At 62.8% G+C, this 11,621-nt stretch carries 16 protein-coding genes; 6 read left to right on the top strand and 10 right to left on the bottom strand.

Translation table 11 applies throughout. The annotated features are described in order from the left end of the window. Together AC1RJY_RS12075 and AC1RJY_RS12070 are read left to right on the top strand one after the other, a co-directional pair. Positions 1-990, top strand: a complete 990-nt coding sequence (locus AC1RJY_RS12075; RefSeq protein WP_498602370.1) for a 2-hydroxyacid dehydrogenase — start codon at positions 1-3, stop codon at positions 988-990. Beyond that, entirely contained in the window at positions 987-1,958 is a 972-nt protein-coding gene (locus AC1RJY_RS12070; RefSeq protein WP_498602369.1) for a glycerate kinase, read from the top strand. The genes AC1RJY_RS12075 and AC1RJY_RS12070 overlap by 4 nt, the downstream gene beginning before the upstream one ends. 9 nt (positions 1,959-1,967) lie before the next feature. Here AC1RJY_RS12070 and AC1RJY_RS12065 read toward each other — a convergent pair whose 3' ends face one another. Together AC1RJY_RS12065 and AC1RJY_RS12060 are read right to left on the bottom strand one after the other, a co-directional pair. Then, entirely contained in the window at positions 1,968-2,417 is a 450-nt protein-coding gene (locus AC1RJY_RS12065) for an SRPBCC family protein (RefSeq protein WP_011776742.1), read from the bottom strand. Between the two features lie 80 nt (positions 2,418-2,497). After that, positions 2,498-2,791, bottom strand: coding sequence for a DUF4287 domain-containing protein (locus tag AC1RJY_RS12060; protein ID WP_498602368.1), 294 nt, complete (start codon positions 2,789-2,791; stop codon positions 2,498-2,500). Positions 2,792-2,949: 158 nt separating this feature from the next. Here AC1RJY_RS12060 and AC1RJY_RS12055 point away from each other — a divergent pair, with 158 nt between their 5' ends. Then, complete coding sequence (locus AC1RJY_RS12055) at positions 2,950-3,801, top strand: hypothetical protein (RefSeq protein WP_498602367.1); 852 nt, start codon at positions 2,950-2,952, stop codon at positions 3,799-3,801. A 6-nt stretch (positions 3,802-3,807) separates the two neighbouring features. Here AC1RJY_RS12055 and AC1RJY_RS12050 read toward each other — a convergent pair whose 3' ends face one another. The 4 genes from AC1RJY_RS12050 to AC1RJY_RS12035 are packed head-to-tail and all read right to left on the bottom strand — an operon-like array spanning position 3,808 to position 6,481. Next, complete coding sequence (locus tag AC1RJY_RS12050) at positions 3,808-4,707, bottom strand: diacylglycerol/lipid kinase family protein (RefSeq protein WP_011776745.1); 900 nt, start codon at positions 4,705-4,707, stop codon at positions 3,808-3,810. A gap of 32 nt (positions 4,708-4,739) precedes the next feature. Further along, a complete protein-coding gene (locus AC1RJY_RS12045; protein WP_210065275.1) occupies positions 4,740-5,495 on the bottom strand; it encodes a class I SAM-dependent methyltransferase in 756 nt (251 codons plus the stop codon). Continuing rightward, positions 5,495-5,665, bottom strand: a complete 171-nt coding sequence (locus AC1RJY_RS12040) for a hypothetical protein (RefSeq protein ID WP_014923310.1) — start codon at positions 5,663-5,665, stop codon at positions 5,495-5,497. Before AC1RJY_RS12040 ends, AC1RJY_RS12045 begins: the two co-directional genes overlap by 1 nt. A gap of 24 nt (positions 5,666-5,689) precedes the next feature. Then, positions 5,690-6,481 carry an IclR family transcriptional regulator gene (locus AC1RJY_RS12035; RefSeq protein WP_011776748.1) on the bottom strand — a complete coding sequence of 264 codons (792 nt, stop codon included), beginning with the start codon at positions 6,479-6,481 and terminating at the stop codon, positions 5,690-5,692. 58 nt (positions 6,482-6,539) lie between these two features. Here AC1RJY_RS12035 and AC1RJY_RS12030 point away from each other — a divergent pair, with 58 nt between their 5' ends. Further along, positions 6,540-7,217, top strand: coding sequence for an ABC transporter ATP-binding protein (locus AC1RJY_RS12030; protein ID WP_498602366.1), 678 nt, complete (start codon positions 6,540-6,542; stop codon positions 7,215-7,217). Between the two features lies 1 nt (position 7,218). Further along, positions 7,219-8,751, top strand: a complete 1,533-nt coding sequence (locus AC1RJY_RS12025) for a DUF6297 family protein (RefSeq protein WP_498602365.1) — start codon at positions 7,219-7,221, stop codon at positions 8,749-8,751. Positions 8,752-8,757: 6 nt separating this feature from the next. On the opposite strand, the gene AC1RJY_RS12020 is transcribed toward AC1RJY_RS12025, so the two are convergent. After that, positions 8,758-9,609, bottom strand: coding sequence for a PhzF family phenazine biosynthesis protein (locus AC1RJY_RS12020; protein ID WP_498602364.1), 852 nt, complete (start codon positions 9,607-9,609; stop codon positions 8,758-8,760). A 58-nt stretch (positions 9,610-9,667) separates the two neighbouring features. On the opposite strand from AC1RJY_RS12020, the gene AC1RJY_RS12015 reads away from it, so the two are divergent. After that, positions 9,668-10,090 (top strand): DUF1801 domain-containing protein, encoded by a 423-nt coding sequence (locus tag AC1RJY_RS12015; protein WP_498602363.1) that lies wholly within the window; start codon positions 9,668-9,670, stop codon positions 10,088-10,090. A gap of 77 nt (positions 10,091-10,167) precedes the next feature. Here the strand turns inward: AC1RJY_RS12015 and rplI are convergent, their stop codons facing one another. From rplI to AC1RJY_RS12000, 3 genes are all read right to left on the bottom strand, one after another. Then, complete coding sequence (rplI, locus tag AC1RJY_RS12010; RefSeq protein WP_011776753.1) at positions 10,168-10,620, bottom strand: 50S ribosomal protein L9; 453 nt, start codon at positions 10,618-10,620, stop codon at positions 10,168-10,170. 18 nt (positions 10,621-10,638) lie between these two features. Beyond that, positions 10,639-10,878, bottom strand: coding sequence for a 30S ribosomal protein S18 (gene rpsR / locus AC1RJY_RS12005; RefSeq protein WP_003800144.1), 240 nt, complete (start codon positions 10,876-10,878; stop codon positions 10,639-10,641). 128 nt (positions 10,879-11,006) lie between these two features. After that, positions 11,007-11,588 (bottom strand): single-stranded DNA-binding protein, encoded by a 582-nt coding sequence (locus AC1RJY_RS12000; RefSeq protein ID WP_011776754.1) that lies wholly within the window; start codon positions 11,586-11,588, stop codon positions 11,007-11,009. Positions 11,589-11,621 lie beyond the last annotated feature (33 nt).

Raw genomic sequence — 11,621 nt, 5'->3', positions numbered from 1 at the left:
ATGGGGATCCACTACCTGGTCACCACAGCCATTCCCGAGCCCGGCCTGCAGTTGCTGTCCGACGCCGGTCAGGTGACCGTACTGCCGGACCCACCGGACTACGCGACGCTCGCCGCGCTGTGCGCCTCCGGCGATTACGACGTAGTGCTCACCCAGTTGCGCGACGTCATTGACGAACCGCTGCTGGCGAAGGCCCGGGTGAAGGGTGTTTCCAACTACGCAGTGGGCTACAACAATATCGACGTGGACGCCGCCACCCGGCACGGCATCCTGGTGGGCAACACCCCGGGTGTCCTGACAGATGCGACGGCGGACGTTGCCATGCTGCTGATCCTCGGCACCGCACGCCGCGTGGTGGAATCGGACCGTGTGGTCCGCGATGGGAAATTCCTTGGGTGGGAACCTGAGTTCATGCTGGGCCGGGACGTTTCCGGTGCTGTGCTTGGCTTGGCCGGATTCGGCAGGATTGCCCGCGCCGTTGCCCGACGCGCCCTGGGCTTCGGCATGGAAGTGCTCTTCTCACCACGGCCGCCCGGCGACCGGCCGGTTAGCGATGAGGAACTCGGCGAATTCGCGGGCAAGGTCCGGCAGGTACCGTGGGATTCTCTGGTGGAGCGCAGCGATTTCCTGTCCCTGCACGTCCCCCTCAACGAGCAGACCCGGCGCCTGGTGGACGCAGATGTTTTGGGCCGCATGAAGTCCGACGCCATCCTCATAAACACCGCCCGCGGCCCTGTGGTGGACGAGTCGGCGCTGGTTGAAGCCTTGCGCAACGGAGTGATCGGCGGGGCTGGTTTGGATGTGTTCGAGGACGAGCCTCGACTCGCGGCCGGCCTTGCCAAACTCCGCAACACGGTCCTCCTGCCTCACGTGGGCAGCGCAACCGTGCCGGTCCGCGCCGAAATGGCCAGGCTCAGCGCCCTCAACGCGATCGCCATCGCCGAAGGCCGCTTGCCGCTCCATCCCGTCAACCCGCTTTCGCGAGCATGACCATACTGGTGGCCCCGGACAGTTTCAAGGGAACATACACGGCAGCAGAGGTGGCGGCGGCCATCGCGGCAGGAATTCACGACGGCGGCGGCTCGGCTACGCAGCGTCCCGTCGCCGACGGCGGCGAGGGGACTTTCGAGGCGCTCTGCCGCAGCCTTCGCGCCTCTCCGGTGAGTGTCGACGTCGTCAATTCCTGGGGTGAGCCGCTGCGGGCCATACTTGGGCTGGCCGCGGACGGAACCGCCGTCGTCGAGGTTGCGCAGGCTAGCGGGTTGTCGGCCGCGCGCACTACTCCGCAGGACGCGATGTCGGCCAGCACCTATGGCACCGGGCTCCTGATCTCCGCGGCAGTCAACCTCGGAGCAAAGCACATCCTGGTGGCTGCGGGTGGTTCGGCAACCACCGACGGAGGTACAGGCGCTGTGCGGGCAATCACCGAAAACGGTGGGCTTGGCGACGCCCGCCTGACCGTTCTTTCGGACGTCACCACTACGTTCTTGGAGGCCGCGCGGGTCTTCGGGCCGCAGAAGGGCGCGGATCCAGCCACGGTCCTTTTGTTGGAGGAGCGCTTGGAGCGCCTGGCTCCCTTACTTCCGCGCAACCCTTCCGGCGTCCCCCGTACCGGCGCTGCGGGTGGGCTGTCCGGCGGGCTGTGGGCGCACTTCAACGCCGAACTGGTATCCGGCGCCGACGCCGTGTTGGATGCCGCCAACTTCGATTCCTTGCTGGGTACTGCCGAAATCGTGGTGGTGGGTGAGGGGCGTTTAGACTCGCAGACAGGAGAGGGAAAGATCATTTCGGCCATCTTGGAGCGTGTGCGTCAATCAGGACGGGAAGTTCCGGTGGTGGCAGTGGTGGGGTCTGTTCACGAGGACCTGGGCAGTTATGCACTGAACTTTGCGGACGTCATGGTGGCAACCGACGTTGACGCCATGCGGGCTGCGGGCACGGCAATCGCGTCGCTTTAGTTCTGGTTGTTAGTTTGTCCTTCCGGCCCCGCCCGCAGCCATAAGTTCCAGGCGCCTGAGGGTCTCGCGGTTTCGTACTGAGATCATGGGATCCCGAAGGGCTTTGGGGACCACTTTTCCCGGGCCGCGCACTGCGTCTTCGGCAATGGAGACGCGGCATTGGGAGCCTCCAAGGTCCTCCAGCGTGATCAGCACCTTGGCCTCGCCCATGGGCCAGCCCCGGGCAAGCAGCTCCAGCTTTCGGCCCGCTTCCATGGCGGTGACGCTGGTGCTGTCATCGATAAGGAAAGGCCACGAGCCTACGGAATGGTGCAGCTTTGAGCCCACTTGTGGCCATTGGTCGTCCACGGCGCGGATCCTCGAGGCACCCACAACCCAGCCCGGATAGAGCCAGCCGTCTTCGATGACCTTCCAGATGTCAGTGGCGGGGGATTTGAACAGCTGCGTCACGGTGGACATGGTATTCCTCTCAGCGTGCTCATCTGGAAGTAACTTAAGACCAAGCTAAGCATGCTTAGTGTTGGCCCGCCACTCTCGCATCAAGTAGCCGGTTTGCTGGCCTTGCCGTCCAACCAAAGCGTGTCCGACTCGTCCCGGTGCGTCCCATCCGTTCCTACATGCTTACTCTCGATCTTGGGGCCCTTCTTGATGACATGCACAAGCGCCATACCGTGGCCACGGCCAAGATCGTAATCGGCTTTGAGCCATTCAAGAATGGTCCCCGCCTTCACCGACGGGTCCTTGAAGCCCTTGGCGTCCGCGATTTCAACCAGTTGCCGCGGGGTAAGCCCGGTTTTGTCTTCAATGGCGTCAAGGTAGGCCTGGAAGGACATCAGTGTTGCCTTTCGCTTTTTCTTTCATGGGCGGATCTCATAATTGGTGACTCTACGTGATGGGGCCGACATCAAAAACGCTTCGGGTACCGGCTGCTTGCCTGCGCCCCTACACTGATCGCATGGTGTGCCGAGGGTGGCGTTCTTTCGCGGTAGGCATGGCCGTAGTTCTCGCCCTGCCGCTCCTTGCTGGGTGTAATTCACCTGACTCAGAACCGCAACCCACCACCGGAAATGCAGGCCCCATCACTGTTGAGATCAATCAGTCCAGGGACCAATACGGCAAGCAAGCCATCCAGATTCAGCTCACCAACACTACGGATTCGCCACTGACCGTGACCGGGGCCCGACTGCGCTCCACGCTGTTTGAAGGCGACATCACCTGGGAGCCCACGGAGGGCAGCCTTGAGTTGCCACCCCGCCAGCCCAAGAGCCTTCCTGCGGCCTTGCCGGCTGCGGCATGTGGGACGTCATCTACAGATTCGAGCCGAGAAGCGGAGGCCCGGATCAGCTACTCAGAACCGGGCAAGGAACTCGCGGAGGAGTACGCCAGCGCTTCCGATCCCTTCGGCGTCCTGACCAGGAACGCCAGCGAGCTGTGCACCACAACGGAAGCAACCGCCGTCGCCACCATAGTTTTGGACCCGGAACTGGAAGTGGCCGCAGACGGTCGCACCGCCGTCGTGCGCCTTGTCATCACGCCACGCACGGGAGGGGCGGCTCAAAGCCTGACCATTGAATCGATCGACGGAACCACGTTACTGGCGGAATCCCCCACTGCCCCTTGGCCCAGGAACGTCGCGGTGGGCATGGTGAAGCAGGAACTGCCGCTGACCATCCGACCAGCCCGCTGTGATCCTCATGCTGTGGCTGAAGACAAGGTGGGAACCCTCCTGCCGCTGAGGATCACTGTGGGCGAACGGCAAGGCGTGCTGAAGATTGCGGCGTCGAATGAGTTGCGAGGCAAGATCTACGACTTCGTCACCTCAGCCTGCGCCGGGGCGGGCTAAGCGGGCCTAACCAAGGGTAGCCAAGGCTTGAGGAGCGCTCTCCACAGTGACCTTGACGTTGGCTTCCACGCTCTTCACCTCGCCGTCCATTTGGTACGGCAGCGGCTTGAGCGTGGTGAATTCGTAGCTGCTCACGCTCGGCTGATCGCCCAGCCCCTGCGTAGTGGCTTTGAGGGCCGTCAAAAGAACGCGCCACTTGGGCATGTGCGGAAAGACGATGACTTCAAACTTTCCGTCAGACGGGTGGTCCTCTGCTTCACTGAGCGTGGCGTACTTAGCCATCTCATTGATATTGGCGAAGACAAGGCTGTCGAACTTGCGGCGCTTCCCATCAGACTGGCGAATGGCGAAGGGCTGGAACTCGGAGAAGGACTTGATGACCGTCACCATCTCCTTCAGCGCGCCCTTGCTGCCCTTTTCAAGCTCAGTGGCCACCACCGGGGTGAGGCCAAATCCGATATAAGAATGTGCGTATTCAAGGGGCTCATTCTCTTTTTGGCCCGTATGAATGCGGAGAAGGTCAATGTTGTGAACCCGGCCCTCGGCAATGGCCTCTTCAAGGGGCTTGGTGCCGATAATCCGGCTATGGTCATTGGCATTGCCCGCGGCCAGTACTGCTGCGACGGCCCGCGGGTTGTCGGCCTGCATCACACCGTTGACAACCTCGTTGTAGCCGCCATCTCCACTGACGGAAACCACAAGAACATCGCCGCCCTTTGAGGCCGCTTCCCGCGCCAAGTCCACCGCGTGCCCGGCGTGCTCCGTGGGCTGGAGGGTGATTTCGGGCTGGTACGTGAGCAGCTCCTTGAGCTTGCCATGCAACTGCTGCGCCAGCTCAGGCGCGTCCCCGGTGCTGTTGGGATTGAAGATGATGACAATCGACTCGAAAGTCCGTGCAGAATCCATACGTGCTCCTCCTAGGTGCGCCCTTTTAACCTCTACCCAATTCGCTGGGCGTCAATCAGGTGCCGGGTGGAGTGAGCGATGAAGGGGCGGCCAGCTCTCATCTGTTCATCCAACTCCTTGAGTCTGTCACGATAGCCCTCCACGGAGAAGTCGGGCACCCACCACACACACTTGCGCAGGATCCACACCACAGCGCCGACGTCGAAAAACTCCATCCGGCACCGGGCCGTGCGGAGGTCAGTTATGGTCAGGCCGGCAGCTTCCGCTGCCGCTGACTCGGCCTGCGGGTCGCGGCCCTTCCGTTGTTGCGGCAGCGGACCGAGGAAGTGCTCAATGAGTTCAAACGCCGACGCCGGGCCAACATGTTGGGCGAAATAGTGGCCGCCGGGGGCCAATACTCGGTGGATCTCATCCCAGTCCGGACGAACGGGGTGCCGGGCTGTGACCAACTCGAATGACTCGTCAGGGAACGGCAACGGTGCGTCCGCGGTCACCTCAACCACCTCAACCCCGCGTGGACCGAGCCTTTCAACAGCGCGCCGTGCGTTGGGCGGCCATCCCTCAGTGGCAGACATACGTTCGGGAAATTCGCCGGCCTCCGAGAGGACCTCTCCCCCACCGGTATCAAGATCAAGGGCGCTCCGGACTGTGGCAAGTCGACCGGCCAGCAATTTTGCGAATCCCCAAGGCGGCCTTTCTTCGGTGGCCCTCCCATCCAGCCAGTGGAATCCCCAGCCTGTCACGTCGGCTTCGGCAGCCTCGTTCACCAAGGTTTCGAAGTCCCTCATCAGTGCCTCATCTTTTTCTCTGCTGCGAGTTGTGCAGCAACTTTGCCCATCAGGCTGTACGGAATCGGCTTGGCCAGTGGAAACTTCAGCGTCCCCTCCTGGAGGACCTGCTGAGTTGGCTCAGGCTGCGCTGAGATATAAGCATCCACGGTGGGATGTTTCTCAGACATTGCATTCTCCCTACGGTTGTAGATTCAGCTCTCGCCGGGGAACCGGCCACCAATCAGCCTTGTCATGTGCTCAGCTGTCGCCAGAAGGGGTTCAACCCAGGCCTCGCACGTCTCCAATGGCATTCTCAGCGTCGGTCCACTGATGGTCACGGCCCCCACCAAGCCCGCGGCGGAGTCGAAAACCGGTGCGGACAGGCCGGACGCGCCGTCTTCCCGCTCACCCACCGTGATGGCGAAACCATCCGCGTGGGTCTTCTTGACGGCTGCCTCAAGTTCCTCGGAGCTGGTGATGGTGTAGTCAGTGATGGATTCCAAGGGGTCCCGCAGGACAGCTTCCATCAGCTCCGGGGACCAAGCGAGCAGTACCCTGCCCGCTGAACCTGCGTGGAGCGGCACGATCTTGCCCAGATGCATCTCGCGACGCAGCGCGTGATGGGTATCGGCCATGGCGACGCACACCCGGTAGTGCTGCTCGGCTTTGAAGAAGCAGGCCGTTTCGCCCGTGGTATCCCTCAGGGTCTTGAGCAAAGGACTCAGGATGTCCACAACCTCCATGCCCCGGGTTGCAGGAGCCGCCCAGTACGCCATCCGCATGCCGATGCGGTAGGCGTCGCCCTCGCGGTCAAGGAAACCCTGCGATGTCAGATTCGTGACCAGCCGCTGCACTGTGGACGTGGGCATGCCGGTGAACTCTCGGATATCAGCCAACTGCAGCACCGGCTTGGACAAGGAAAAGGCATCCAAGATGGAGGTGATCTTGCCCAGGACAAGCAAAGGGTTGCCGTTGGCCTTCGCGGAAGCATCGGATACTGACATAGGACTCACGCTAAACGCTGCAGTGGGGTGGCGCCAATCCCGCCGGTAGGGTTGCACCATGGGGACAGTTCTGGAGGCCGAAGGCCTGTTGGTTGGGTACGCCGGGGCTCCGGTCTGCGGCGAAGTTTCTGCGTCGGTGGACGCGGGTGAAGTCTTGGGAATTGTGGGCGTGAACGGAGCAGGAAAGTCCACGGTAGCCCGGACCATCGCTGGACGGCAGGCCTCTCTGGCAGGAGACGTGAAGGTCCATGGTCTCCTCATCGATCCGGACGCCGTACCGTTCCGCCGGCAGGTCTCCGCTGTCTTCGATGATGATCTCTTCTTTCCGTCCCTCACTGTTCGGGAACATTTGCTCCTCATCGCCCGTGGGCACTCCCTGGAGGACCCAGAGGCGCGCGTCGAAGAAGAGCTGGAGTTCTTCGGGCTCCTGGGCAGGGCCCATGCGATCCCCGATGCTTTGTCTTCCAGCCAGCGCCGCAGGTTGCTGCTTGCCGCCGGACTGATCCGCCCGTCGTCGCTCCTGATTCTGGACGAGCCCGAACAGCGGCTCGACCAGCGGATGCGGGTAGCCATGGGCGAACGCATAGCGGACCACGCCAAGGACGGCGGCGCAGTAGTGCTGGTCACCCATGATCCCCAGCTGCTGCTGGCTACGGCCACCACGTGTTTGGTCATTGACGAGGAAGTTCTGGAGTTCGATCCAGAGCAGGGGGCTTCGATCATTGCCGGGTCCTGACATGCTCACCCGTGAATTTTCCCCGCAGCACCGGGAATTGGCCTCCGAGATTGTCCGGTTCACCCGCCGGAGCGCCAAAAGGTACAAACGCAGCCGGACCTCGTGGGGAGACCTCTTTGTTGATGCCTACAGTTGGGCGCTCGGCATTGGTGTATCCCTGACCATTGCGGCCTCGTTCGTCCTGGCGTTGCGCAACGAGATTGCTCAACGGGCATCAACGGCCAACAGCATCATCCGCGCACAATGGCTCGTCCTGCCGGAAGCGGTGTTGTGGACATCCGTGACGTTCGCGGTCCTCCTGGTCATCGGCAACCTTGCACGGAAGCTTGGACCGATGACCGTGAACGGAGCAGAGAGCACCTGGTGGCTGACGCTTCCCGTTGACCGCCGCCCCATGGTCCTGCCACCCTTCGCTCGCAAGGTGGCGCTGACGGCGGCCGGCTCTGGCGTTATCTACCTGCCCTTCAGCATGGTGACCGCTGTTGACCGCGCACCCATGGAACACGTCTTCGCTTCGCTCACCTTCGGCGCAGCCGGAGCTATAGCGGTAGCCATGGCAGGGATCCAGCAACTTGCTTTACTGGGTCCACGACTTGGCAAGGCAATTGCGACGGCTGCGCTTCTTACATGCTCTGTCCTTCCAGCGATGCCATCCTCCCCGTGGCCGGCAGCGCTGGTGGGCGTCGCCGCCGTCGCACTCTTTGCCGTAGTTGCGCCGCGAGCCGGTCAGGTCAAGGGTGACGAGCTGGTTCGCGGCGGCGCCGTGGCCGGTCACGCGGGCGCGTCACTTTTCATGATAGACTCCAATGAGGTGCTGCGTGCGCTTGGTGGCAACCGCAGAAGGGTCGACGGCGGCAGGGCAGCCAGCTTCTACGCCCAGCCTGCGCGCGGCCCGCTGTGGGCGCTGATCCGCGCCGATGTGGTGGCCTTCCTCAGGCTCAATCCCCCGCTGGCGCCGCCCATTCTTTGGCTCGCTGCCTGCAACGCAATACTTCTCGTGGAAGGCGGACTGCCCGAGGTCGCACAGTTGGCCGTCATAGTGATCGCCGGATGCGCCACGGCTTCGGGCTTGGGGAGCGTAGCCCGCAAGACGGCGCTGGTTCCTGAGCTCGACGCGCTGCTGCCGCTGCATCCGGCGCTGGTAAGGACAAGCCGGACACTCATGCCTTGCTTGGCAATGGCTGCGTGGATGGCCGTGCTTAGCGGGCTTTTGGTTCTCCTGGGCGCGGCGAATCCTTGGCTGATAGGAGTCGGTGTCCTGGCGGGTGTCGGCATGGGCGCTGGGACGCTCCGCGCAGCCACGAGGACCCCGCCGGATTGGACCGCACCTCCGGTGGAAACGCCGTTCGGCCCGGTTCCGCGGGCCCAGCTGGGCTCCCTGATGCGCGGGCTGGACGTCACCGTCCTGGCCATGGTTCCGCTGCTGCTGGCGCTGTACCTCGGCTATGTGCCGGCGTCCCTGGTCATCATTCAGGCGGTCCTCAGTGCCGGAATCTTCCTGGTGGTGGTGCTGACACGCCCCAAGCGAATCTAGCCGTGGTTAGAGGAGGACCGTGCCTTCGATGCAGGTAGCCGACGCTCCACCAACCCATGTCTCGCCCGCTTCAGCCTGGACGTGAATACGCCCGGCCCTGCCCAGGACGGTACCTTGAGCGGCTAGATACTCATCAGGCGCCCGGCCGCTGCCAATCAGCCACTGGGCCGCGCCGGCATTGAAGCTGCCCGTCACCGGATCCTCCACCATGGCATCGCCCGGAATGAACGTACGGACTTCAAAGTCGACGGCGGCACCCGGCTCATGTGGGCCAATCACCCCCACCTTGAGGTCACCCATGGCAACGAGGTCCGGCTCAATGGCCAGGACTTGTTCCGCTGAACCCAGAAGCACGCCGATCCACGTGGGTCCGTTGACCAGCCACGACGCATCCAGCAGGGCATCCTCGGGCAGCCGCAGGCCGGCAACGAGTTGCGCCCGGACATCGTCGTCCACAGGGCCGAAGCGCGTCAGCGGCGGCGCAGCGAAAGCCAAGCGGCCGGCGTCGTGCTTTACCCGCACCAAACCCGCGCCGCACTCCTGAACCAGGACGCCGTCAGTCTTAGGCACTCCCCCGGCCTGCAGCCACGTGTACGCGGAGCCCAGCGTGGGGTGTCCGGCGAAGGGGAACTCCTCGCTGCCCGTGAAGATCCGAACCTTATAGTCCGCTTCGGGGTGGGTGGGAGGGAGCAGGAACGTGGTCTCGGAGAGGTTGGTCCAGTTGGCGAAGTGCTGCATCGTTTCCGTGCTGAGGCCTTCAGCATCGACGACCACCGCGAGCGGATTGCCGAGGTACGGGACCTCGGAGAAGACGTCCACTTGGTGGAAGGGGCGGATGCGCGGGGCTTCTGAAGTCACCGCAGAAGGCTATCACCGCGTGCTGGTACGCCCGCCCCGCGTCTGCGAAACTACCCGTATGGCAGAGAACAAGACCCAGCCCACGGACGTCCCCGTGGAAGAATTCCTGGCCGCGGTGGAGCACCCCAAGCGGCGCGAGGACGGCTTTGAGCTGCTGGACATGATGCGCAACATCACCGGCAAGGAAGCCGTCATGTGGGGCCCGTCCATCGTTGGTTTCGGCAGCTATCACTACAAGTACCACAGCGGCCGCGAAGGTGACGCCGCCGCCGTCGGCTTTTCACCGCGCAAGGCCAGCCTGGTGCTGTACGGGCTCACCGAGGGTCCGGACGCGGACCGCCTGCTCCCGGAATTGGGCAAGCACAAGGCCAGTGCCGCGTGCCTGTACGTGAACAAGCTGGACGACGTGGACCGGGAGATCCTGGCCGAGATGATCCGTGCTGGCTATAAGCACGTTATGGAGGAGTTTCACACCCCATAGATCTCGCGCCGAGATGGCAGCAAAAAGACCCCCACCACCGGAATCCGGTAGCGGGGGTCTTCAGGTGCAGTCAGAGACTACTTTGCTGCAACGACCTCGAGGTCGATAACAGCGGAAACATCCTCGTGCAGGCGAACGTTGGCCGTGTACGAACCGACAGACTTGATGTGGTTCGGCAGTTCAACGTTGCGCTTGTCGATGGCGCCGAGGCCAGCAGCCTCAACAGCAGCAGCGACATCAGCAGGCTTGACGGTGCCGAAGAGACGACCGGACTCGCCGGCCTTCACCTCGAGCTTGACCTTCTTGGAGGACAGAGCCTGGGCCTGGGCCTGTGCAGCTTCAACAGAAGCGTGCGCACGAGCGGCGCGGGCAGCCTTGATGGACTCAACCTGCTTCTCGCCACCCTTGGTCCAGGTCAGAGCGAAGCCGCGGGGCAGCAGGAAGTTACGTGCGTAACCGTCCTTAACCTCCACAACGTCACCAGCAGCACCGAGACCGGTTACTTCGTGGGTCAGAATGAGCTTTGCCATGTTAGTTAATCCCTTCCCTTAGCCGCGGCCAGCGCCGGAGTAAGGCAGCAGAGCAACTTCGCGGGCGTTCTTGATTGCCTGGGCGATCTTGCGCTGTTCCTGAACGGTAACGCCAGTGACGCGACGAGCGCGGATCTTTCCGCGGTCGGAGATGAACTTGCGCAGCAATGCTACGTCCTTGTAGTCGATGACAGTGATGTCAGCGGCCTTCAAGGGGTTGGACTTTGGTTTGGGCTTACGGAGTTCAGCCTTAGCCATCGTGGAGCTCCTTTTCTATGGAGCCCGTGGATATTGATCCACGGGATGGTGGTGTTCGACGGCGGTTGTCACCATGGTGCCTTTCGGCAGTTCCGGTGAGCGTCCGGCGTCGGACGTTTATTTGGTGTTTAGAAGGGAGGTTCGGAATCCGGGCCGTTGCCCCAACCGCCAGCATTGCTGACACCGGGCGTAGCCCAAGGGTCATCCTGCTGCTGTGCGGGCTGGTTGCCGCCCCAGGTTCCACCGGAGTTGCCGCCACCCTGGTTTCCACCAGGAGCGCCACCTCCAAAGCCACCGGAATTACCGGCGTTACCGCCACCGAAGCCACCCTGGCCACCGCCGGAGCGCTGGGTACGGTTGACCTTGGCGTTTGCGTAACGCAGGCTGGGGCCGATTTCGTCGACCTCAAGCTCAATAACGGTGCGCTTTTCGCCTTCTTTTGTTTCGTAAGAACGGCTCTTCAAACGGCCGGAAACGATGACGCGCATGCCCTTTGTGAGGGACTCGGCCACGTTCTCGGCTGCTTCGCGCCATACCGATGCGCGGAGGAACAGGGTTTCCCCGTCCTTCCACTCATTGGACTGGCGGTCAAAGGTCCGGGGAGTAGAAGCGATGGTGAAGTTCGCTACTGCTGAGCCAGACGGGGTGAACCGCAGCTCGGGGTCATTGGTGAGATTACCGATGACCGTAATAGTGGTTTCGCCTGCCATCTACTGCCTCCTTGTTCGTTCCTGCGGGGTAAA

It is taken from the genome of Arthrobacter sp. GW822-FHT05G07, from assembly GCF_058799755.1.
Note: the sequence above shows the minus strand (reverse complement) of the source record. Positions and strands in the feature narration are given on the sequence as shown.

Coding starts and splice junctions, on each gene's coding strand:
- AC1RJY_RS12050 (WP_011776745.1), bottom strand. CDS start 4,707: ATGGATTCTGCACGGACTTTCGAGTCGATTGTCATCATCTTCAATCCC.
- AC1RJY_RS12055 (WP_498602367.1), top strand. CDS start 2,950: ATGGCCGTAGTTCTCGCCCTGCCGCTCCTTGCTGGGTGTAATTCACCT.
- AC1RJY_RS12060 (WP_498602368.1), bottom strand. CDS start 2,791: ATGTCCTTCCAGGCCTACCTTGACGCCATTGAAGACAAAACCGGGCTT.
- AC1RJY_RS12025 (WP_498602365.1), top strand. CDS start 7,219: ATGCTCACCCGTGAATTTTCCCCGCAGCACCGGGAATTGGCCTCCGAG.
- AC1RJY_RS12015 (WP_498602363.1), top strand. CDS start 9,668: ATGGCAGAGAACAAGACCCAGCCCACGGACGTCCCCGTGGAAGAATTC.
- AC1RJY_RS12065 (WP_011776742.1), bottom strand. CDS start 2,417: ATGTCCACCGTGACGCAGCTGTTCAAATCCCCCGCCACTGACATCTGG.
- AC1RJY_RS12045 (WP_210065275.1), bottom strand. CDS start 5,495: ATGAGGGACTTCGAAACCTTGGTGAACGAGGCTGCCGAAGCCGACGTG.
- AC1RJY_RS12000 (WP_011776754.1), bottom strand. CDS start 11,588: ATGGCAGGCGAAACCACTATTACGGTCATCGGTAATCTCACCAATGAC.
- AC1RJY_RS12075 (WP_498602370.1), top strand. CDS start 1: ATGGGGATCCACTACCTGGTCACCACAGCCATTCCCGAGCCCGGCCTG.
- rplI (WP_011776753.1), bottom strand. CDS start 10,620: ATGGCAAAGCTCATTCTGACCCACGAAGTAACCGGTCTCGGTGCTGCT.
- AC1RJY_RS12040 (WP_014923310.1), bottom strand. CDS start 5,665: ATGTCTGAGAAACATCCCACCGTGGATGCTTATATCTCAGCGCAGCCT.
- AC1RJY_RS12070 (WP_498602369.1), top strand. CDS start 987: ATGACCATACTGGTGGCCCCGGACAGTTTCAAGGGAACATACACGGCA.
- AC1RJY_RS12030 (WP_498602366.1), top strand. CDS start 6,540: ATGGGGACAGTTCTGGAGGCCGAAGGCCTGTTGGTTGGGTACGCCGGG.
- AC1RJY_RS12035 (WP_011776748.1), bottom strand. CDS start 6,481: ATGTCAGTATCCGATGCTTCCGCGAAGGCCAACGGCAACCCTTTGCTT.
- rpsR (WP_003800144.1), bottom strand. CDS start 10,878: ATGGCTAAGGCTGAACTCCGTAAGCCCAAACCAAAGTCCAACCCCTTG.